The organism is Pseudomonas sp. 37 R 15, assembly GCF_900004865.1.
In the GTDB taxonomy this organism is placed as follows: domain Bacteria; phylum Pseudomonadota; class Gammaproteobacteria; order Pseudomonadales; family Pseudomonadaceae; genus Aquipseudomonas; species Aquipseudomonas fluorescens_AM.
Window position 1 is genome coordinate 23,560 of record NZ_CVTV01000009.1, and the last position, 22,462, is coordinate 46,021.

15 protein-coding genes and 3 pseudogenes are annotated in these 22,462 nt (G+C 55.9%); 8 read left to right on the forward strand and 10 right to left on the reverse strand.

Features of this window, described 5'->3' with window-relative positions:
- The first annotated feature begins 73 nt into the window (after nucleotides 1–73).
- The 3 genes and pseudogenes from BFQ04_RS01340 (at nucleotide 74) to BFQ04_RS01350 (ending at nucleotide 2,042) form a co-directional block, all read left to right on the forward strand.
- Nucleotides 74–313 (forward strand): type II toxin-antitoxin system RelB/DinJ family antitoxin, encoded by a 240-nt coding sequence (locus BFQ04_RS01340; RefSeq protein WP_065949237.1) that lies wholly within the window; start codon nucleotides 74–76, stop codon nucleotides 311–313.
- A pseudogene (locus tag BFQ04_RS01345) lies at nucleotides 303–589 on the forward strand (type II toxin-antitoxin system RelE/ParE family toxin). The gene BFQ04_RS01340 and the pseudogene BFQ04_RS01345 overlap by 11 nt, the downstream one beginning before the upstream one ends.
- A 256-nt stretch (nucleotides 590–845) precedes the next feature.
- Nucleotides 846–2,042: a tyrosine-type recombinase/integrase gene (locus BFQ04_RS01350; protein WP_065949238.1), complete on the forward strand. Its 1,197-nt coding sequence runs from the start codon at nucleotides 846–848 to the stop codon at nucleotides 2,040–2,042.
- A gap of 297 nt (nucleotides 2,043–2,339) precedes the next feature.
- Here the strand turns inward: BFQ04_RS01350 and dsr1 are convergent, their stop codons facing one another.
- Nucleotides 2,340–6,158: an anti-phage defense-associated sirtuin Dsr1 gene (gene dsr1 / locus BFQ04_RS01355; RefSeq protein ID WP_065949303.1), complete on the reverse strand. Its 3,819-nt coding sequence runs from the start codon at nucleotides 6,156–6,158 to the stop codon at nucleotides 2,340–2,342.
- 537 nt (nucleotides 6,159–6,695) lie between these two features.
- Here dsr1 and BFQ04_RS01360 point away from each other — a divergent pair.
- The 4 genes from BFQ04_RS01360 (at nucleotide 6,696) to BFQ04_RS01370 (ending at nucleotide 9,798) form a co-directional block, all read left to right on the forward strand.
- Entirely contained in the window at nucleotides 6,696–7,301 is a 606-nt protein-coding gene (locus BFQ04_RS01360; RefSeq protein ID WP_139111884.1) for a hypothetical protein, read from the forward strand.
- A 470-nt stretch (nucleotides 7,302–7,771) separates the two neighbouring features.
- Nucleotides 7,772–8,011 (forward strand): hypothetical protein, encoded by a 240-nt coding sequence (locus BFQ04_RS29860; RefSeq protein ID WP_083217895.1) that lies wholly within the window; start codon nucleotides 7,772–7,774, stop codon nucleotides 8,009–8,011.
- A gap of 66 nt (nucleotides 8,012–8,077) precedes the next feature.
- The gene (locus BFQ04_RS01365; RefSeq protein WP_256544548.1) at nucleotides 8,078–8,965 is read left to right on the forward strand and encodes a DNA adenine methylase; all 888 of its coding nucleotides are present in this window, start codon (nucleotides 8,078–8,080) and stop codon (nucleotides 8,963–8,965) included.
- A complete protein-coding gene (locus tag BFQ04_RS01370) occupies nucleotides 8,965–9,798 on the forward strand; it encodes an 8-oxoguanine DNA glycosylase (protein WP_065949240.1) in 834 nt (277 codons plus the stop codon). The genes BFQ04_RS01365 and BFQ04_RS01370 overlap by 1 nt, the downstream gene beginning before the upstream one ends.
- Here the strand turns inward: BFQ04_RS01370 and BFQ04_RS28165 are convergent.
- The 7 genes and pseudogenes from BFQ04_RS28165 to BFQ04_RS29865 all read right to left on the reverse strand — a co-directional run.
- Nucleotides 9,733–10,413: a nitroreductase family protein gene (locus BFQ04_RS28165; RefSeq protein WP_175413234.1), complete on the reverse strand. Its 681-nt coding sequence runs from the start codon at nucleotides 10,411–10,413 to the stop codon at nucleotides 9,733–9,735. The two genes, BFQ04_RS01370 and BFQ04_RS28165, sit on opposite strands and share 66 nt — an antisense overlap.
- Nucleotides 10,391–10,996: a 7-cyano-7-deazaguanine synthase gene (locus BFQ04_RS01375; RefSeq protein ID WP_065949241.1), complete on the reverse strand. Its 606-nt coding sequence runs from the start codon at nucleotides 10,994–10,996 to the stop codon at nucleotides 10,391–10,393. The genes BFQ04_RS28165 and BFQ04_RS01375 overlap by 23 nt, the downstream gene beginning before the upstream one ends.
- The gene (locus BFQ04_RS01380; RefSeq protein WP_065949242.1) at nucleotides 10,993–12,204 is read right to left on the reverse strand and encodes a PfkB family carbohydrate kinase; all 1,212 of its coding nucleotides are present in this window, start codon (nucleotides 12,202–12,204) and stop codon (nucleotides 10,993–10,995) included. The genes BFQ04_RS01375 and BFQ04_RS01380 overlap by 4 nt, the downstream gene beginning before the upstream one ends.
- 20 nt (nucleotides 12,205–12,224) lie before the next feature.
- Complete coding sequence (locus BFQ04_RS01385; protein WP_065949243.1) at nucleotides 12,225–12,545, reverse strand: hypothetical protein; 321 nt, start codon at nucleotides 12,543–12,545, stop codon at nucleotides 12,225–12,227.
- 297 nt (nucleotides 12,546–12,842) lie between these two features.
- Complete coding sequence (locus tag BFQ04_RS29105) at nucleotides 12,843–12,968, reverse strand: helix-turn-helix domain-containing protein (protein WP_218187751.1); 126 nt, start codon at nucleotides 12,966–12,968, stop codon at nucleotides 12,843–12,845.
- 158 nt (nucleotides 12,969–13,126) lie between these two features.
- A complete protein-coding gene (locus tag BFQ04_RS01390) occupies nucleotides 13,127–18,709 on the reverse strand; it encodes a DUF3320 domain-containing protein (RefSeq protein WP_065949305.1) in 5,583 nt (1,860 codons plus the stop codon).
- Nucleotides 18,710–19,184: 475 nt separating this feature from the next.
- Nucleotides 19,185–19,440: pseudogene (locus BFQ04_RS29865) on the reverse strand (integrase); the annotation flags it as partial.
- A gap of 162 nt (nucleotides 19,441–19,602) precedes the next feature.
- Here BFQ04_RS29865 and BFQ04_RS01400 point away from each other — a divergent pair.
- Nucleotides 19,603–20,370: pseudogene (locus BFQ04_RS01400) on the forward strand (transposase); the annotation flags it as partial.
- A gap of 109 nt (nucleotides 20,371–20,479) precedes the next feature.
- Here BFQ04_RS01400 and BFQ04_RS01405 read toward each other — a convergent pair.
- Together BFQ04_RS01405 and BFQ04_RS30255 are read right to left on the reverse strand one after the other, a co-directional pair.
- Entirely contained in the window at nucleotides 20,480–21,598 is a 1,119-nt protein-coding gene (locus tag BFQ04_RS01405) for a YagK/YfjJ domain-containing protein (protein WP_065949245.1), read from the reverse strand.
- A 206-nt stretch (nucleotides 21,599–21,804) separates the two neighbouring features.
- Complete coding sequence (locus BFQ04_RS30255) at nucleotides 21,805–22,416, reverse strand: YagK/YfjJ domain-containing protein (protein ID WP_083217897.1); 612 nt, start codon at nucleotides 22,414–22,416, stop codon at nucleotides 21,805–21,807.
- Nucleotides 22,417–22,462 lie beyond the last annotated feature (46 nt).

Below are 22,462 nucleotides of genomic sequence, written 5' to 3' on the forward strand. Positions count from 1 at the left end.
TCCACACAGACCTGCCAAAGGGACGCACCTAATCCAGTGTAATGACCAACGTCATTACAGGAGGACTTTTTCCATGGCATCTATCAATGTTCGTATCGATGACGACCTGAAAGCTCGCGCCTATCTCGAATTGGAGAAGCTCGGCGTCACGCCCTCAGAGCTGATGCGTCAGGCGCTACAGTACGTCGCCGAGCGTGGTCAACTGCCATTCAAGCCCGTGCTGATGACGCAGGCGGATGAAGCCTTGATGTCCACGGTACGTGAACGCTTGGCATCTCCCCAGCGAGTGAAGGTTTCGTTAGATGACCTATAGCCTCGATTTTGATGCACGCGCATTGAAGGAATGGCAAAAACTCGGCGACACCCTCCGCCAGCAGCTTAAGAAGAAGCTGGTGGAGATTCTGAACAACCCCGCAACGAAGCCAATCGCCTGCATGGACTCCCTGACTGCTACAAGATCAAATTACGCAGTAGCGGTTACAGGCTGATCTATCAAGTGATCGATCAGGAAATTACCGTCGTCGCGGTGGCCGTGGATAAGCGGGAGCATGATCAGTTCTATCGCAAGGCGAATGAGCGCTTGAGCTAACCGTGGGTTGATAGCTCAACGCCCCAAACGGAAAAGCCCCGTAGCTTAGGCAGCTACGGGGCTTTTTCATGTAATGGCGGAGAGATAGTCCTACTGAATGCCATTCAACGGCATCCAACCCCATACCGTAACCCTCTGTAATAAAAAAGCTTTACGATCTAAATCGTCCAACGTAGTCCCATCAGATCTCACTGCGTCCGAGTGGAAATGTGGTAACGAATGGGGGAACATGGGTCGTCCGTAGAGAGTAGTGATCATGGGTAAGCTAAATCCTGCACAGGTCAAAAACCTTGTCGAATCCGGTACGTACGAAGATGGTCAAGGGCTCCGCTTTGTGGTCAAGGCCAGTGGTAAGAAGTACTGGGTTCTACGTTATCAGCTAGAAGGTAAACGACGTGAGATGGGGCTTGGTGCGTTTCCCCTTGTATCACTGAAGGAGGCGCGAGACGCTGCCTATGAGAAACGCCAGCTGCTCACCAAAGGAATAGATCCGCTTGCCCGTCGAGATGAAGAAGCCTTAGCTAAGAAACGCGAGACACAACAAAAACTCGCGCGCTCGATAACCTTCAAGGCGCTCGCACTGGAGTACATCGAAACGCATCGCGCGGGATGGAAAAATGCCAAGCATGGCCAACAATGGGAAAACACGCTGATCACCTATGCATACCCGTTCATTGGAGACCTTCCGGCCGAGGAAATCACCACTGAGCATATGCTGCAGGTGCTGAGGCCAATCTGGGAGGCCAAGGCGGAGACCGCATCTCGCGTCCGGAACCGTATCGAGATGGTACTCGACGCGGCAAAGGCCCGCGGTTTAAGAGAGGGCGAAAATCCCGCCCGGTGGCGAGGACACCTCGACAAGCTGCTTCCACCCAGAGGCAAGGTCCAGACCGTGGTTCATCACCCTGCCCTGCCTTGGGCTCAAATGCCTGAGTTCATGAAAATGCTCATGCTCAGGGAAGAACTATCGAGCCGCGCGATCGTTTTGACGATACTCACGGCTTGCAGGACTAGTGAGGTGCTTGGCGCTACCTGGGCCGAGGTGGACCTTAAGAACAAAGTCTGGAAAATTCCGGCCGCGCGGATGAAGGCAGGCAAGGAGCATCGGGTCCCTTTAAGCGAGGTGGCATGTGGGCTTATTCGCGGCTTGAAACAACTCGCAGGAAGCGCCTACCTCTTTCCCGGGGCTAAGAGTGGTAGCCACCTCTCGAATACATCGATGTTGATGGCACTGCGTCGGATGAATCGTACTGATCTGACCGTGCATGGCTTTCGATCAACGTTTCGAGATTGGGCGGCGGAATCGACGCATTATCCTCGGGAGGTATGCGAGCAGGCGCTGGCTCACATACGGCAGGACAAGGCCGAGGCTGCGTACTTTCGAGGTGATTTGTTCGAGAAGCGACGAGCAATGATGGATGAGTGGGCTCAATACGCCTGCGGTACTAGGTAAAAGGCTTTCTGGGGCCGTCTAGGCCCTAGGCAGCTTTATTTTTTTGATCCAAAAGCGTTATGGGATGACTGAGTACGGTCCAACCTCGTAGACCGCTATCGGCCAGTATCGGACGCCCCGTGAAGCCCGTAGTGATCGTAAACCTGCCTTGTCGTTAAGCTTCAACGTTAACGAAAGTATAGGTTTATGATGGCCGTAACCCAGAGTCAGCTACCGGCTAGAAACACTCATTCAATTACTCCGCAGCCCGCTTCCTTTTAAAAAAATCAATTCAGCCGCTGCATCGGTTTTTTCACGCTAGGCCTGGCCACGGCGACGCATGTACTCCATCAAACTGCGGTACTCAGGACGTTGAGCAAGGTTCGCCTGCTGCTCTGCAATCGCCTCCATACAAGGGCGAATTTCAGAAGACGGCCAATCCTGCTCGTCAACGACCGCAGCCAGCAGGCGTAACGCTGCTTCAGGGAAAACTGTGCAAAGACCTGATTCATGAAGCATGTGGATGACATAGTGCATATGCTCGATGGGCACCAGCCAGTCGTAAATCGCATTTAGGACGTCAGGAAATTGTTTTCCTGCCGCTATGGACATCCGGACCAATGATGCAGCAATGTTGGATGTCACTAGGTCCCTGGATTTTGGCCAGATATGTTGCCAAAAAGGCAGGACCCGATTCTGCCAATACTCCTCCCGCTGTTCACCTGCACCCTCCAGCGCTTGTGATAGGGCTTGAGCCGCCTCTTGTAACGCTTTCAGTGGAAACGTTGCAAAGGCCTCACGGAGTTCCTCCATGGTATACCCCTCAAGTGGGCCTAAGGCTGCATAAGTGAAAATTGCCGCGAACTGCTCCCCGTGCTCACCCAGATCCGCATAATGGCTCGCGGTATCGAGAAAATCGGCTTTGAAGGCCAACAGAAGTGGGCGGTACAGGCGCGGCGACCACAAGAAGCCTTCCCACACGCTTCTAGCCTCAGCAGGATTGCGAGCCCAACTGAAATGAGTAAGCAGATTTGCCCTTGTCCATACCTCATCCACCCGGAACAGAGCAATAAGTCTGGAAGCAAGCAGAACCCTGCCATGACGGTATCGCTCCACGTGCGAGTCGCACAGCTCGGTGAAAATCTGCTCCATCCACTCTGGCAGACCATCACCGTCGTTGAGGCCTGATCTCTGCCAAATATTCAACAGAGACTGGGTAACGTGCCCAATGGGGTGATTGATGGCTTCAGTGACTGGCTGATTGATCGGTTCGCCGTTACTGGTCATCCCCGTATCCGCGTCCAGGGGCAGATGCATCACCCTACGGATAAGCCCCAAAAACATATCCATATCTTGAAGTTCTGATTTGGATACCTCATCAAGCCATCGAGTTACGTAATGAACTATCTGCTCAAGTTCACGATCCGGCATCCTATTGATCCACGGAGCAACATAACGCCATGATTTTCGAGCAATGCCAGAGTCACTCCATGCTTGCAAAGCTTCCCTCCAGCGCCCCGAGAGCCATTGACCCTCCTCCGCAAGGTCACCCAAAGCATACAAGCTGTTGAGAAGGTGCTTTCGGCACACATCTCTCCAGGTGTCTTCATCGAAATACTCATCAGCTGCCGGGACATTTCGAAGCCATTGGACCAGTGCCTCACGCTTGTAAGGTGCAGGCCTGACAACACGCTGCTGCTGATAATCAGGGTCTCCGGTCCCACTCATCCAATGAGAAAACTCGTCACTCTCATTGTCTGCCAAGCGTAGATGTGGGTAGGCTGCGGACAGCGCATCAAGTCTTTGCTGAGCCTGATCACCCAGTATAAGCCCGCTGTACTGAAGCTTCGCCAAGGCCCTCCAAACTGCCCTGTCTACATGTCCCCGATAGCGATCATCCGTAATGTCTTCCACGAAATTTGCCCTGAGAGGCCCGGCCAGAATCTCCGCCTCTAGCCTTTCTTGAGCGGCAAGGGGCAGCATCCGCCCTTGCAACACAAGCAGCCGATAGACCTCGCGTTTAGTAGAGGTGGACCACAACCAATGACCATTCTCGACAAGTAGCCATTCAGCCCATTCATCAGCAGGAATGGCACCGTCCTGGCTGGCTGCAAAGAATGCCAAGCGTTTGAAGGTTGGATAAGGAATCTCAAACCACCTGTGCGCGATCTTCGCCGCAACCTGAGGATGTTCTCCGAAATTAGTCAGCCACGAATCCCGTAGCAGCTCAACGAGCACGACCCACTCGCGGAAACCACGATTCTGCCAGTGAGGGCTAACAGACGGCAGATCCCAATACGAACGATCCTCGAAGGAATCGGCACTTCCCAATTCTTGCAAAAGATCTAACGCATCACGAACCAATGCCTGGAGATCCTCAATCAGCAACGGCAAGACCGGTGCCCACTCCGAACGAGACGACTCGGAGAGCGTGGATCGCACATGGTCGGAGACTAAAACCAACTCCCAGTTCACCAGATCGCGCAGGTGTTTTGCTGAGACATCTTGATCTTCTGAAAGTCGAAACGGCCGGGAGATCGACACCACTGGCGAAAGCAGCTCCCTGAGTTGCAGTCGAAGACTGGCAGTCAGACCATCTCGCTTCAACCGCTCCAACCAGCTATAGAGGTCTAGGTCTCTCCAAGGTGACTTGATCCGCTCAGCCAGGAACAGTCCCCACAGCTTGCGCATGTGAGGACCAGGTATCGCGTTAGGTGAGCTTTTGCGAAGCGCATCCAGCTCAGCGGTGTTTCCTTCGCTCTCAAGCTTGGCAATGCGCCCCAGTTGATCCTGAATAAGAAATGCAAACCGCTCGTGGATAGATCCGCCCCGAGTAGTAAGCCAAAGTAGAAGGTCTGGATCGTCGAGATGCCGAACAAGCCACCGAGCGATCTGGAACATCACATTATCCCAGTGACCCGTGCGCCCACTTCCTAGCATCATCGGCGCTGCCAAGTGGTAAGGCGAAGGTCTTTGAACCAGACTGAAGCTGAGCTTAGGATCAGGTTCAGCGTGAGCAGGAACACCATAGCGCGCGAGATCCGAGTAGCAGTACCGGGGGTCACTAAAGGCGCTCAGCAGCCACTCCAAGGACGGAGCAGGGTTGAAATCTGCAAACCGGCGCGCTGGCAGCCCTGACTTGTCAGAAAGCGCCCACAGCAGACGCCCCACGAAATCATCTTGCCGGGTGCTGGCCGAAGGCCTGGAGAGAGCGTGAGTGGTCACTATCCGCTCCTTACCCGTCGTTCCGTCACTGTATGTCTCTGCCCAAGCTTTCAGCGTTTGGTGCAACCCCCTATGCGGGTTCGCCCCAGGCTGAGTGTTGTACAGGATGGGAGAAACCCCTTTCGCCTTCCACTCAGCGGTCTTCTGGCTTTCCTCTCCTGACGCACAAGATCCAAATGCCCATGCCTGAGGGGTAATCTCTCCCAGCATTCTGTCAGCAGCCAACGCGTCCATCATGTAGCGCAGAACCGGGTCGCTGACACTGTACCCGACGAAGCAAACGACGTAGTTGCGGAACAATTCGCTTACGAATCGGGCAGCCCAACGCTCAGTCAGATAAGCAAGTCCAAAGTCACCGCTGGTGATGACCAGTCGATTAAGTTCTGAAATGGTTGGTTTATCCGGCAGCAGGCCATGTAGATAAACGACCCCATCCCATCGGCTTTTTTTGGGTAAGGGAAGCATTGGGGCTGAGTAAGAATTGAAACGCTGTTTTGTGCGCCGACCTGCGGCATCGAACACCCGGTCGAAGTTTGTGGTTATAAGACGCACTTCACCGGTCCGGCTCTTTCCCAGCCTCAGCAATGCTGCGTGCGTGTCTGTCGCGCCCTTGAGTCGGATGTTGGGCTTGAGAGCCCGCGCCAAAGCCTCTCGAACTGCGGCGCGCCCGTTCGGCAAGCGACGCTCAAGTAGATCCAACGTGGCATCGAACTGATAGTTATCAAAAGCTTTCTGCTCGGCGCTATCGAATGTGGTCGACGCCTCCTTGTAGATGAGCTGCACCAAACCTTTGAAATCCAAAAGCCCAGCCGGATAAGAAATACCGGCCCCACAAAAGAAGATGACCCTACCTTCTTCATGGGCCTGAAGCAGCTCATCTGGAATATCTGGACCGTTCGTTACAAATTGCATCCCTGCCCCACCTCGTATCTGATAGCGACAAGCCATCTGTTGGCTCGTTGTGTAGCACGGGTAGGGCCTTTACGCCATCTATCCTAATATAACAATTCTCTGTTCAGTGCCTTGATCTTAGGACTGCTCTGGGCAGATCGCAGCCCTCGAACTGAGGGAGCGGACAGACTCATCAGCATTAGATCACATGCGTGTTGCGTAAAAAACGTGACCCAATCCATGCATCCGCAATGGCAGCTGATTGCCGTCCTCCGCGAAGGGCGGTAATGGGCCGACAGCAGCCTCTAGCGACAGCCGGCTATCGGCCACAACAATCGCTTCAGGGGCATCTAAGGGAGCAGAGGGAACCCACCCCCTCTTTATGAGAATCCGCTGCAGTGATCCTGACCTGCCAGCAGCCCCCCCTTGTCAAATGCCCAAGCTGAAAGCTAATGTGCAATCCGATCCGCATGCAGTCAAAATGACTAGATAGTTTAATGGGTCTAAACAGAGCTTTATCCGACAATCAGAATTCATCTATAGGCAGTCAGTACAACCATGCGCTACAGCTATCTAAAAGAAACGCCACGTTGGATGATTTATCTACTCTTGATGGTCAGTCTTTTCGCGATTTTTCCAATCGCAAGCATGATTTTTGCTGGATATAGAAATCTAAATATTAGTTTTTCGTCTAGCCTTAATCTATCAGAGCTTGGGCAATTAGGGGACTTCTTTGGAGGTCACACGTCGGCATTTGCGGGATCGCTATCGCTTATTGTTGTTCTATTTTTCACTTTTCATCAGGCCAAGCAGCAACGGGGTTTTTTCCTCAGCCAGCAGGCCGATACATTAAAAACTGCTGATCGTCAGTTCTTTTTAGACGGTATCAATCTCATCACTCAGTGGGACATCAAGGCACCAGGATGTGATCAGTGCATGCGTTTACTCGATTATTACAGTCGACTAGCGTTGATCTCCGAAGACAGAGAGTTGCTGATGCTTCTCAACACGGTGATTACAGCGAAAATCCGAGAGAATCTAGAAGGAAAAAACGGTAGTTTTAAAGTCAGCAACTACCCATATGCAAGTGAAGCGATTGAAAGAATTCGTCCGCTGAGAGAGGCGGATGCTCGAGCACAAAAGGCTTATAAAGCGAAAGACTGAATCTATCGGGGACCTATCCACCCCCTGAGTCGCCTCAGGGGGTAGGTCCTCGACCGTCACCTTCCAATGATGGGGAAGGTATAGGAGTTGCTCGTTTGTCGTCGAATGACGAACGTGCTTGGATTATCCGGCAATGCGTGCTCTTTCACAAGTCCATATGCATTGGATACCCCAATCATTCAGGGCCTGCTTGAGAAGCCGCTTGAGCAAGCGATCACTTCGTTCGAATTACGCTCAAAAAAGGCGCGTGCGTGCCCATTACAAGGCTGGTGAGTAAGAGCCACTGCTAAACCATTTGGCGCCCTGAACGTCCGTTTCCGGCCAACAGCGGCCATTTGCATCGGCGGCTTAGACCTGTAGTTGATCGCCGCGACTGTCTGAAGAAGCAAAGGGCTTGAGCTTTGCGTGTGCTCGCTCAGGTCTATAATCTGCATTTGAATGCGAATTACCTTTTCGCTAGGGGCTAACCATTGTCTACAGATCCGCTATGTCTCGTTTTCGTACCGGCGCTTGTTGCACTGCTCAAGGCGGCAGAGGATTGTAAAGGCTCAGCACTCAGCGAGCCTGAGGTGCTTGAAATTCGTGATAATGCAACCGCGACAGCAGTGCCGTTCAGTGCTGCCTTCGCAATGGAAAAAGAGCGGGGCTATAGAGACATCGTTCCAGAGGAGTGCTGGAAGGAATGGCAGCGAGTACGAACATCCTTCTGAGCACCATTGCTCACACAGCCGTTCAGGATGAGAAAATGGTCAGGCCCTGCTTCCGTACAGTCTGCAATGGGTCGACTGCAGCCCCTCGTCACCGGCGGCACTCAACCCATAGCCGACGTTGGAGACAGGCAGAAATCGGCCAAGGGCTGCCATAGAGATAAGGCGGGCGACCCCTCTATCGCGGTTTACGCTGCCTTCATTCAGCCCAACTCCACGCATGGTGGCCGTTCGGCGCTTCGCCTTGACATCATCGTCATTTCTGACGATGCTTGGCGCATGAGATATCCAGGCGGAAAAGGCAAGTGCTACCAGCGCTTGATCAACCTGATGCCACCGCATCAGACATACATCGAATCCCACCTTGGTGGTGGGGCAGTCATGCGCAACAAAAAGGCTGCGCAGCGGAACATTGGCTTGGACCTCGACGCCCAAGTCATTGAGCGGTGGAAAGCAGAGTGTCCAGATACCTGCGAACTCCACCAAGTCGACGCCGTTACTTTCCTTGAAGGGTATACGTTCGAAGGCCAGGAGTTGGTCTATATCGATCCACCCTACGTTCCGAACACCCGCCGTCGAGCAAAGGTCTATCGCTGCGATTACTCTGAAGAGGACCACATCCGCTTGCTGCGGTGCTTGGTCGCATTACCTTGCAAAGTGATGCTTTCGGGCTATGACTGTGATCTCTACAACCGCGAGCTCATCAGGTGGCGCAAGGTGAGTTTTCCGGCTAAGACCCATGTAGAGCTGCGCGAAGAAACGGTGTGGATGAACTACGAACCTCCCAGCCGTTTGCACGACAGCCGATACATGGGCGAAACATTCCGAGACCGCCAAACCATTCAGCGTCGCCAAACCAGGCTCCGTGCTCGTATCGAGAGCCTAGATCCCATTGAGCGACACGAGTTACTGCAATGGATGCATGAACACTACGGCATTGCCGAGGAGGCCGCCTGATGCAATTAGGCGCTATTTTGATGGACCAAGCGGTCTTCAATGTCGAGCTGCCCAAAGCAGACGCAGAAGTTATTCCGGGCGTACCGTGGGGGGCCATGGAAGCGTTCCCTACCCCTGCGTACTGGGCCTACCAAGTGTACGCACGCCGTCTCACTGGCGATCGGATCAACTACAAGCTCGGGGCAACACTGAAGGAAGAAGTCGGCGCGTGCTTGTTGGGGGGGCATGGCATCCCCGCTAGCGTCGGGCTCGCCGCCTTTCACCACGTCAAAGAACGCGGTGCCTTTGGCGAGCAACCACCCTCAGAACAAAGCCTGCTTGAGTGGCTGAAAGAGCCCCTTGCTATCGATGGTCGCCAAGTACGATACCGTTTCGCCGCACAGAAGGCCCGCTACCTCTGCGCGGCACTCCAGAAGCTATCAGCTAAACGGCCTCCGTTAGGCTCCGGCAAAGCGCTGCGCGACTGGCTGCTGGATATTCCAGGCATTGGTTACAAGACCGCATCGTGGGTTGCCCGTAACTGGCTGGATGCGGACGATGTGGCCATCCTGGACATTCACATTCTTCGCGCGGGGCTACTGGGTAGGTTCTTCGAAGGCAATTTGACCGTTGAGCGGCACTACCTGGAGCTCGAAGAGCAGTTCATCCGCTTCAGCAAAGGTCTTGGCGTCAGAGCATCGGAGCTCGATGCCCTGATGTGGTTGGAGATGATGTCATCGCCCGCCACCGTGCACAGCATCATGGGCATGGGGTACCACTCACCTGAATCAGGCTCTCGCAGCCGAGCCAAGAAGAGCAAGGCCAACCCCGGCCAGCTTTCCCTGATCGGCTAGGGCACTAGCCCACGGCTCACCGGTAATGCCCAGCGGACAGAAGTTGAGTGCCTGGGCTGTCGCAGTCAATGCCATGACTGCGAGCAGCGCCCCCGCGTCACGCCAAACAAGGCTGCAACCATCTTGGTATTTGCCCAATGTTTTTCCGGGCTCTGCGAGAAATAGAATGCGTGTTGCCTCATCACTATTCAGAACCTGCAGACTGAGTTCATAAAGGCCTGCAAGCTTGCCGGTCGCATGTCGGAGCTCCACCAGTTGGTGGGCCCTGGGCTCATACATCCACCATCGATTATCTTCGGGCCGCTTAACGACGATGTGTATAGGATGGATCGCGCCAGCCGAAGGGGCAGCTCGATGCTCCAGATCAAAACCCAGGTTTGACGTATCGGAACCTCGAGTTCTGCAGGCATGCCAGAGGAAGGCTCCGAGCTGCTGGTCATCGATGACGCCGAACTCGCGATGAGACGCACGCGCATCCAAAACCTCGCCGAACGGCCGGGCTAATGCCTCCGAGGAAACAGGGAGCGGGCAGACATCACCCATTTCCCACTCGAAAGGCTCATACCGCTCAGACGCCAGCTTTGGAATAGGGTCACGCAAGTCGATCCAAGTCATACCCCACCTCTTGAAACACTTCCATGTACTTGTTGCAGCCGCGGCAGTTACCACACGCAACATGCGACTTGTGGCAACTGTGCGCCCAGGCCAGGAGACTCGCAGGGATGCCCGATTTGCGGACAAGCTCAGCAGTAGAAAGCTCTATTGCAGGAGCTTCAACCACCATGCCGCCCTCCTGCAGGGAAAGCAGATGGCTGATCGCCGACATGAACTCTGGCGAGCCATCCCTATGGAAGCCGTCCGATTTCACGGTACCCAACCACAGGTGCGTAACACCGAACGAGATTGCCTTCATCGCCGCCAGCGTAACCAACATCTGGTTCCGGTACGGCCACCAATCCGAGGCTGGAGCCAGGCTGTCTGCTTGGCTACCTGCCATATCTCCCGACCCAAGCTGGCGGCAGTCAATCTCAATCACATGATGAGAGATTTCCAACTGTTGGCAGATCGTCCTTGAAGCCTCGATTTCGGCCTGCGCCGCGAGCTGACCGTAGTTCAGGGTGAACGCGATGTCCGGCCGCTTCCACCAGGCAATCGTCAAGGAGTCCATCCCGCCGGACAACAACAATCCCGTCTTCATAGCACTACCGCTTCCCAGACCGTCTGATAGATCGCACTGACGTAGTCATCGGTGATGCGGCAGTCGGAGCCTTCCATCATTTTCTTGTCCTGTTCGGACTCATTTTCCGCGTAGAAAATTACAGGTTTGTTCAACGCCCGAGCATAGCCAATCTCGTAGATTGTACCCGAGTCGAGCCCATCACCAATCGCAAAGAGAACGTCGCAATTACGCACCCCTTCAAGGTCCTTTTCGACCACGTCCTCAGCAGAACCAAGACCGACGTCATGGTATGGGGAAAATACATCTAGCCCCATTGCCAGCAGGTCTCTGCGTGCCTGCCCGACCATCCACAGCTCTGCGAGGGTGAAGAATGGCCCTGCGAGGTACACCTTAGGGGCGTAGCCATCGCGATACCGGGCTGACGGTTGCAGTGGGTACGGCTTGAAACCAGCAAGCAAAGCCGGGTCAGGGAAGCCTTGATTTTCGCAATAAAAGGCCGTCGCTATGGAGGCAATCGAGGCTGCATCGTGAGCCGAAAGACCTTTGTCCATCCAGCCCAGTGCAAAGTGGCCGGCGAAGGTATCTCCCGAACCGATCTTCCATACCCGCTCAGTGCGGTATGCAGGTACCGTCGAGATAGCGCCGTTGTCATAGACCAAGGCACCCAGCGGCCCTATCTTGATGACAACCACCTCCGCGCGCTCCTGCTCGGCAAGCACGATTGCGAGCTCTTGTGCGGTTAACCCACTGGAAGAAGGCACCAACTGATTGGCCTCGTGGCGGTTCAGGACCAGAGCCAGATGCTTTGCTTCAGAGCCATTGGCCCTGAAGGACTCCGTACCGTCGGCATTCTGTGGGTCAAACACCGCGTACTCAGCATCAACTACTGCCGTTCCATCGATCATGCCGAATCGAAGTACCTTCTCGGCGCTAATCTGCAGCTCCGATTTGACGTGAGTACCACGTCGAATATCTGGATTGGCGAGACCATGGATATACTCGAAAGTCACCCCTGCCTGCGCAGCTGTGGCATTGAACTGGAAACCTTCCGCAGTTGCGCGGGCATCAACGACGATCTGGGTGCTGCCATCTACACATGCGTGTAATTCCGCCTGTCCACCGAAACGGGCAATCGCCGTCGCTGCCCGCCCTGCCGACCCATAAATATCGTCCCACGCCGGGCGCATGCAACGCTCTCGGTAGACGCCTCCTACGATGGTGATCATAGAGCTCTCTTTGCTCGCAATTAGATGTGGTAAACGCGAAGGCGTACTTGCCCGCCACCAATGTGCAGCACACGTGCCTGGTACTGTTCGCCCTGGCTCATGCAGCTTCGCAATTGGTTCAGATGTGGGTCGACAATCCCTCCTGCCTCAGCGCCGTTCCACAGTGCGGAGACGACCTGCTGATTGCCAGACTGCGAAAAGACAATGTCGAGGATGTCGTTGACGCTCAACTGTCCAACCACCTGCGCTTTTGGTGAAGCAAGCTGGGTATCAAACTGCAGGGCCGTACAGGAAGTGGTGGGTGTGGATGGACCCAGATAGCTACCGCCAGAACCAGACATTCGCATTTCCTTTCGCTAGTCAATTTAGCGCAAAGCAATATCACATCCAGAGGGCAAAAGGCCATTCTGAATCACCCCTTGTTTATTAGACACATCCACTGCATGCCCAGATCCCTTCAAAAAAATCACACAACCACAGGTTAGATAAACAGATAGCCCCAATCTTGTGTGGAAGGGCCGCCACAACGCTGCCGGCACCGGTGAAGCGGCCGAAATCCCACGAGCTGAATTTCCTTTGAGGGAAGGGAATTACGTTCAGGCGTATGAGAGCCAAGCGCCTTTAAGTGGTTCGATCGGTCACTGCACTTCTAGGTTCGCCGCGTTCTGCAATCGCCACTGGGCTGGCGTCTGGCCGGTCCAGCGTTTGAATGCGCGCCAGAAGGTGCCGGGTTCGGCGAAGCCCAGGCTCTGGCCGATAGGCACATGTGCTTGTCAGACGTTACGCATACAAAAGGCTGCTGCTCAGATTGGCATGCCAAATAACGGTCTGCCCAGCAATCCTCATCGTGTTGCCGGGCGCCTCACCGATCGCAGATGTCTTACGACACGCTAGCCTCGGTCAGGACGCCCCAAGCAGATAGCTACTCCCGAATCTTCAGGAGGCCTTCCTCATTGACCAAACGACCAGAGACGACGGCCTGCTCGACCACCTCCGCCACACGCTCTCGTACCGGGGCCGAGATAGCTCGGATGCCCATGGCGCGCGCAACGCGTTCGATGACCTGATCGCGATTCGCGCCAAAGTTACGCGCTACGACGATGACGATAGCCTCTGCAAGTTCTGCCTCCGGTAGGTACTCCGCCCGGCGGAGCGCCAGTGAAGATACCTGCGAACGATCGCGTGGAACAACAGGTGCGCTGGCGATGGCGAGCCAGGCGCCGTCCCGAACCACGGAGTTCTGGCGGACAGCCACATCGATTGCCCTTTCGACGGCGTCCTGAATGCGACTTCCAGCTCGCTTGACGCCCCAGGCATCACGGACACGGGACACGACCTCATCGGTATGCACGGGCCCTTCGATGCGCACAACATCAACCGCTATCTCGGTAAGAATGCCTGTCGGAGTCTCGTGGATTTCTTCCGAACGATGTGTTGGCCGCTGTGGGCTCGCTTCGACATACGGTTCGAAGGTGAAATCACCGTCTTCAGCCCTCACTTCCCGTTCGATGGCGGCTGCAGCGATAGCCTGCTCAACTGAAAGGACTTCCTCGGCTAAGCGCTCGTCGAACGCAGCACCCGCTGCATCGATCTGCCGGCAGACAAGGTCGAGCTGTTCTTGGGGACGCTGGAACCAATCGGTGCTCCAGATGCGGTGGAGGTTCCAGCCATGATCAAGCAGAACCTGCTGGCGGAGGCGGTCACGGTCCCGGGCGGACTGAGCGCTGTGGTACGACGCGCCATCGCATTCGATGCCCAGGAGGAAGCGACCTGGGCGCTCCGGATCAGTCACCGCAAGGTCGATGTAGAACCCGGCCAGGCCCACCTGACGCTGGACACTGTATCCCCGAGCCTCGAGCGCTGCTGCAACCTGCTCTTCGAAGATGGAATCGAAGTCCCGTCCCGTGACGGCCGCCGTGTCGAGCTTCCCTGTGCGGGCATAGCGGAGAAAGATGCGGAACGCCTCGATCCCTTTGCGGCTGGCGGAAAATGCGGGATCGATGTCCTCATCGGTGATCGAGGAGAACACCTCGCATCGCTGCTTGGCACGGCTGATCAGCACGTTGAGCCGGCGCTCGCCGCCCTCGTTGTTGAGAGGCCCGAAACGCATGGGTACCTTGCCGCCCGGTACGGTCGGTCCATAGCCAACCGATATAAAGATGACATCCCGCTCGTCACCCTGGACGTTTTCAAGGTTCTTGATGAAGAACGGCTCACTGTTGCGGCGGTTGAAGAACGCCTCCACCTCCGCTGGCAAACCACGGCGGAGTACCTCAAGCTCGTCGAAGATGGCGCGGCTTTGCGACGCAGAGAACGCTGCCACACCCAACGACAGCTTCGGGTGCAGTCGGGCGTGCTGGACGATAGCCTCAGCGACTATCTTGGCCTCGGGCCCGTTGACGCTCTTTACCGGTGAACCGAAGACGCCATCCCGAACAGGGTGGAAGCGCAGGCCCCGCCCACCCTCCTGAGTCCAGGGGCTGGGCACGATGAACAGCTTGTTTTCATAGAACTGGCGGTTGCTGACCGCAATGAGCGACTGGTGGCGGCTACGGTAATGCCAGCGGAGCATGCGCATGGGCAGGCCGCGTGCGGTAAACAGGCCAAGGATGCTTTCAACATCGCCGACCTTCGTTGGCTCATCCTCGTCGATGTCTTCATCGCCACTGGTGAGCTTGGCAAAGAAACTGGTTGGCGGTAGCTGACGAGGGTCACCGACCACAACTACCTGCTTGGCGCGAGCCACCGCACCCAGGGCGTCGACCGGCTGGATCTGGCTCGCTTCGTCCATCACGAGCAGGTCGAACTCCAGTGCGCCCGGCGGCAGGAACTGCGCGACCGACAACGGGCTCATCATGAAGACCGGCTTCAGGGCGGTGAGCGCAGGGGCCGCGCGTTCGACCAGCTTTCGCAAGGCCATGTGACCCTTCTTCTTCTGAATTTCCCCCCGAAGCACCCCGAGTGGGCCAATCGAACCACTGTCCCTTCGAGGAACATTCTGGTGGTGAGCCTGAACGACTTCGCCTGCCGCCGCTGCGATGCGCTGGCGGTCAAGATCGGCGAACTCGCGGACGATATGGCCGTGGGCGACGCCATCGAAGCGGCCCAGAGCCGGTTCAGCCTTCAGCACCCGACGGTATTGCCCTTCAAAATAAGCGAACTCGAACGCAGCGACCGCGCTCGTCGTCGATAGCCGTCCATCGGCAAGTCTGGCGACGACATCCGCGCAACCGTCGCGAATGGCTCGTGCAGCACGATCGCGATAGGCCAGCCACCGGTGCAGTTCTTCCTGTTCGGTAACCCAGCGTGATAGCCGTGCTGCCAGGGAATCCAAATGCACCTCATAGATCCGCGGCGCACCGACACTGGCTGACAGATTGAGTGCAAGCTCATCTGCAATGGAGTGGAAGGCCGTGGCGAGATGCGCGGCCTGCTCGTCAAGAGCATTGGCGCGAGGAATGAGCGCCTCACGCTCGTTGACTCGACCGGCCAGCGCGCGGATGTCTCCATTGACTTTCAGCCAACCAGCGGCTGTCGAGAGGGCGTCCCAATCACTGTCAAGCCCTCGCCACGCGGAGCCGAACAGCGCGTGGCCGAGGCTATACCCATCTCGTACGCCCTGGCGCTCCTCGCGTCCCGCGTCCAGCCTTTCAAAAATGGCACAGGCTGATGCTGCGCTGGTGGGGGGCTGAATCAGGAAGCGGCTGGCCGTCGACCAAGCGTTCGTGTGGCGGACGGCGAGCTGCAACAACGACTCGAGGTCGAGTTGTTCAGGCGCGGTGGCGTCACCGAACACCTGCGTTGCCTGTGCAAGAAAATCGGTATGGACGCCGGACAGGTCGGGAGCGACCTGGGAGAGCAAAAGGCTTACGTGCTTCGAACGCCGGGCGACATCATCCTTCTCAGGACCGCGGGATGCGATGAGGCGGGGTTCTGCCCCGAGCCCGCGCAAGGACCGCATCCATTCAACCAGAGCCACCAGCGGCGCGGAGGCCGAGCGATCGCCTTGCCAGTCTTCAGCGAAGGCAGCCTTGCCGAAGCTGTCTTCATCGCGCAGCACGCGCCGCGCTTCCTGACCGCGGATCAGGGTATCAAGAGAAGCCAGGGTCACCGGGAGAGGTTGGGCGGGCTGAACCAGGACCGAGCGCATGAGCTTGTTGGCTGCACGCCAGTCGCCACTGAGGAAGCGGAACAGGCTCGTGCCCTTGGCCGCGAGCGCGGCGCGGGCGGGACCTACGTCGATATCCCAGGCGAGCTCGTGGAGCTGACCTGCCAGTGACGTACGAACCCCTTCGAGGTCGGCAGCGGTCTGGGCGATCTGCCCGGCCCGCTCTACGCCGCCGTCCCATAGCTCGGAAGCGAACGTTTCGGCGCTTGCCGGTGGCGCATTTGCAACCCGCTCGCCGATCTTGGCGAGGCGGGCAAATTCCCCAGCGGTCGGCGTGCATTCGCGGCCCAGTGCGTGAGCGAGACCGCGGCCCGCCTGCAATAACGCCGGGATGGCGTCGCGGACGGCGCAGAGGCGGCGAACAGCGTCCGCATCGAAGTCACCAGGGCATTCGGTGAGCGCCTGCTGCACTTCGTGAGTGTCCTCGTCCCACGCCTCGACATTGACTTCGCTCGACAGCGACTGGCGCAAGGCGGCATAGCGATGACCCAATGCCAGCAATGTATCGACCGCTGATACGTTCGACCAACCGTCATTTGCCATGGCGTCGGCATCAAGCACAGGCGCCACACTGATGCGCCGGGCGAGTGCGCTGACAGCGGCCAGTTCGTCGAGCCTGGACGGAGGCTGGGCTTCCAGCAAACTGGCAGTAGCATTCATGTACTGCCGGGCGTCCTCGAGCTGGCCGCGCAGCGTTTCGATACGGGCGACGAGACGCTCACGATCGGTGGGCAGCATCGCTTCGATGCCCACCCCGGTAAAGGCGTGGTCGTCGGGTCTGCCGATGATCTCGATCCGTGTGACCAAGTCATTCAGAAGCGCATGACGCCGTTCGAAACCATCCGCCCCCCAAGCTTCGATCCCCTCCAGAACGACATCATTGGGCATCACCCCCGCTTGCCGCAGGCGTGCGAGATGGCCCATGACCTGGAAAGAGGACAGACTGGATGCTGGGTCGACGGCATGCAGCCGGGCCACATGGCCGTTCAACTCGTCCCGCGCTTCGGTCAGGCGAGCAATCAGGCTTCCCGTGGGAGCTGGCTTCGGGGCTCCGAGATCCCAGGTGCGTCGCAGCTCATCGAGTACCGCGCGCTTATTGGCCTTGTTGCTATGGAGTTCCAGGCACGCATCGCCCACGCCCTTTTCGTCAAGGCGCCGTTTTACCACCTCCAGAGCAGCCATCTTCTCGGCCACGAACAAGACCGTTTTGCCGTCCTTGATAGCCGACGCAATGATATTGGCGATCGTCTGGCTCTTGCCGGTGCCAGGAGGGCCCTGGATGACCATGTCGCGACCGCGACGCACCTCATGGATGGCAATGGCTTGCGAACTGTCGCAATCGAGGATGTGGAGCATGTCCGCCGGCGAAATGACCGGATCGATGTTGGCGCTCTCGTCGAGCATTCCCTCTCCACCTGGGAAGCCGTCTGAGAGCAGGCCCTTAATGAGTGCGCGATCGACGAGTGTGTTGCCCTTGGGCCACACGGCAGGGTCGAGGTCTCTGTACATCAGGAATTTGGCAAACGAAAAGAACCCGACGGTCATCTCATCCGGCAGCACTTCCCACTGGGGCTTGTCCGCCACCGCAGCCGCGACCTCTGCAAAATAGGCATCGATGTCAAAGCTGTCGCTGGCTTCGAAGGCGGGCATACGAAGCTTGTGGATGCGGTCCAGGTACGCTTCCAACGACAGGTTGGATGCGACATCTTCAGCGCGGGCCTTGAGTCGGAATTTCTCGCCCGCCGTTCCGCGGTTCAACTCGACCGGAATTAAGATCAGGGGCGCATGGCGAACGTTGGCCGCATTGTTCGGATCGATCCACTTGAGGGCGCCAAGGGAGGCAAAGAGAACGTTGACGCCCTGCTCTTCCTCGAGTGTCTTTGAGTTCAGGTAGAGCTCGAGCAGATGCTTTTGCAGACCCTTGCCCGTGAGGCGAGTCTGGAGTTTTGTGTCGCTGTGACGGGTGAGCACGCCCCTCTCGTCGACGCTGTCGTCGGGTTGGGCAAGCTGGTCGATTTCATCGGAGTCTTTGGCCGGCTTTGCATCGTCGGCTGCCGAATCATTATCGGACTCATCAGTTGCCGCCTTGCCGGCCAGGAAGGTAAACGCCTTTCCCTCCCGAACGAGGAGGCGATAGACCTCGGATGTCTTCTCATCGACGATCGCAATCGCCGAGGTACGGCTCAATCGCGGCATATTAAGGAGTCGATTTCGCGCTGAGAGGTCAAGCAACTGTGTACGTGCCTGCTCGAGCTTCTCGGCGTTGGGAAGTGTGCTCTGGAAAATCGACGCATCCATGGTCGAGTCGGGCGTCGCTGCTTCTGTCTTACTGTCCATCGTCATGTCCCTGACGGAGCATTTCCGCCGAACGGGCCCTTCATTGGGCGATCAGTCTATTTTCGCATCTCGGGCGGACATACGTCGGCTGCCGATAAGGCCAGGAGCCACGTTGCGACCAGAAATCCCCTTCCAACATCGAAACTGCGTGCACCTGTTCTAGATAGCATCCATATTAATCCACTGGGAGGCACTTCCAGTGCAGTGTTTTGATATCGAGCAATCAATTTATGTAGAGGGCACGATAGGTATGTCCTTACCAATTTTGTACATTTCCCCTGTCATACCATTCCATAGGCTTCTGTACTCTGTCCTCGATGTGCCCTTGCCGGCCTTTCCGCACAACCCGCCAAAACCAAGGACGCCTATGCATAACTATGGTTCTCCTTATCATCGCTGTGTCGCGACTCGGTGCTATCCCCCCCGGGCAGAGCTTGATGACTTGATCGACCTAGCCTTCTTCGTCCTCAACTTATTTGGCCGGTTTATAGGCCGAACCTACCTTATTCGGATCCGCATGGGAACAACTGCGTATCCACCCAGGTCTTGAGGTAGCCGATCTCTTTCAGTGCTGTTGAAATGGTTCCGCGGATGCCGTGGCCAGTCAGATGATTCTCGTAATATATTTGCTTCAAAGCTGCGTTGAGCGTGTTCTCGCTGATGCTTTTTTTGAGTTCGCTGGGCTGCGCACGCAGATGTATCTGGGCTGGGCGCATCGCTCGCAAGAGGTAGCACTATGGCACGGTCGGAAACTGATTTTAGCTAGAGAGGCAATCTGACATGGTGAACGAGCCCCATGAAAGACAGGACACCGTTCCCCCTTTAAGATAAGGGATAGGCAAACGGGCATGTCATGACTAACAGCAACGAAGGGTGGTGAGCTGCTCGGCTAGGAACGCCGCCGCCGCTGGAGCACCGACCAGAAGCTGGCCATGGTTCGCGAGAGCCTTGAACCGGGACAAAACGTGTCCGTGGTGCCTCGACGCAACGGCATCAACGCCAACCAGCTGTTTCTATGGCGCAAGCTGTACCAGGACGGAAGCCTATCGGCGGTCAGTGCCGGCGAAGCAGTGGTACCAGCGTCGGAACTGAGCGATGCGCTCAAGCAGCCTGGCGTCCAGCGCCGGCATGAAGACCGCATCGCTGTTACTACCAGCGATACCCGCTGGTGTTCGGACGGCTTTGAGTTCCGCTGTGATGACGGTGCGAAGTTGAGCGTTACCTTTGCCCTGGACTGCTGTGACCGTGAAGCCATTGGCTGGGTCGCCAGCCCAACGGGCTACAGCGGTAAAGATATCCGAGACTTGATGTTGGAAAGCGTGGAGAAACGATTTGGCGATCAGCTACCGAGTACGCCGGTGCAGTGGTTGAGCGATAACGGCTCGGCTTATATCGCCGAGCAGACGCGTCTGTTTGCTCGCCAGATCGGCTTGCAGCCGGTGACCACACCGGTACGCAGCCCGCAAAGTAACGGCATGGCAGAGAGTTTCGTGAAGACGATCAAGCGTGATTATGTGGCGCATATGCCCAAGCCGGATCGAGAAACGGCGCTGCGCAAACTGACGATTGCCTTCGAGCATTACAACGAGCAGCATCCGCACAGTGCTTTGAAATATCGGTCGCCGAGAGAGTTAAGGCGCCTGGCAGCAGCATCAATTTAACGGGGGTGTTGGTGTCCGGTTTGGTAGGGGCAAGTCCACATGGCCGGACGCTTACACTCCCCTAACATCGAAAGCTCAACGAATATCAATAGGTGAGTACGAGGCTGATTCATACCCACTGGCTAACGCCATTCTCCACGGAGCGAGGCCTACCGCTACGATGGCCTGCTGGCAACGGGCCTAGCTGGCCCTTGCCCAGGCACCGGTAACCCGGCAACGCCAGGCGCATGAACTCATCCGGTTTGGTCATGTACTCGGCATAGCGCTCGAAGCCTTTACGGGCTTCGACGTCGGTGTGATGGACAACCCCAAGGAAGCACTCCTTGTAAAACTGTTTGCGCGCGTTGCAGTTGTAATGGGTGCCTATGCCCTGAGTGATGTCATGGTCCCAGTACAACCCAATACGCTTAGCGATTTTGAAGTCTTGTTGGGTTTTAGAGCCATCGAAGAAGAACACACAGTGATAGTGATAGCCTTTGCGCTTACCCACCTCCAGCTTCCAGGCATACCCCACAAGCGGCCCAAAGGTGCCTTGGTTGAGGGCTGCCAGCAGCGCCTCACGGTGTAGGTGCGTGTCTTGGGCAGAGACTTTGCGCTCAGACCTGAAGTGCTGTGCATAGGCAAGGTCTAGACGCACGATGCATAGCTTGGCATGCCTACGGAACAGGTCAGTTGCGTACTGCATGATAGATTCATAGTTCTGCTTGATCGGTCTACGGTAACGCTTGAGGCGTACCTTGAACTCAGCAGAGCGAGTGATGGTACGGATGGCTGCTACGCAGTCGTTGAGCTGCTGTACGCGTACAGGAGCACCCTCCCCTCGCATGTCTGCGATGGTTTGACACAGACCACTTAGCCCATGTGATTGGGCTGAGCTGTAGAATACTTCAAAATAGGGATTTAACTCGTAATGAGGGAATAACTCTGCTATCGAAGCATGGGTATCGGCTAAGCACTCTAGGAAGTGCCTAGCATTCCGTTTAGCCCTGACGGCAGGTATACCGTCGCGAGTATGGTACAGCTCGAATAGCTGATGACTGGTGGTCATCAGATCTGACATTAGAGGTAATAGCTTAAATACTAGCCTCATTCGTATAAGGCCTTCGAGGTCGTTATAGAAGGCATCGTCTTCCTCAGAACCATTTCTGGCTAGGAAGTGGTTACTGGCATCAGCCATCGCTTTGATCGATGTCTGATTGCGGTTATTATCCTGTACTTTTTTTGACATGCCTCCCCCTGCAATCTGGTGATTTCCTATTTAAGTTGGGTAGTTACTCAATTAGCGTGCGACGAAAAATTATCGGTACATAGAAAATACCCGAAGTCAGAAATGCTCAACCATGCGCATTCAAAGGGCTAGAGCTAGCAAAAGCCTCAAAAAGTTAGCATACCAACACTACCAAATAAGAAACCATATCAGAGCAAATAGTACGATTAATGAATACACTGAGCGCTGCATCTGTGCCCCACCCGATCTTTGGGAGAAAGGCAGTAGTAGATGTTAAGCAATGGATCTCGATCGCACTGAAACTTTGCGCTCAAATCTTGAGCTATAGCCACCAGCCCCGTATAACCATACCTCTTATTGATTTCAATACTAGATTCTTTCGAAAAATGTGCGAAGTAGCAATGGTTTGAGGACGATACACCTAATGCCTGCCCCCAGGCTGAGCGGACACATCTCAACAATCTAGAATGCGCAGTGTTGTCAGCTACTCGATAGGCGTAGAAATTCACCATAGCGAACATCCTGTACCGAACAGCGCCTATAAGGACTGCGGCGTCCCTAACGAAGACCGTCCTAACTCCAGTGATTTGCATGCGACTGTTTCGTTTGTTTTCGCGTAAACAGTCACGTAATAGTTTGACGCGAAAGATCTTAGAAAACTTATAAATCAGACTGAAACCACTCTCCTCATAGCCAACTCTGGGCGTGCAGAGATCAAATGCAGCCACATTTAGCCTATGATTTTCCGAGATTGCAGCTCTGAATACACTATCAACTACACTCTCGATGAGTAACGGTTTCGTAAAAAAGTACTTCATAGCCTTATCCTCTGGATTTTACTTTGAGATGCAATAAAAACGAGTA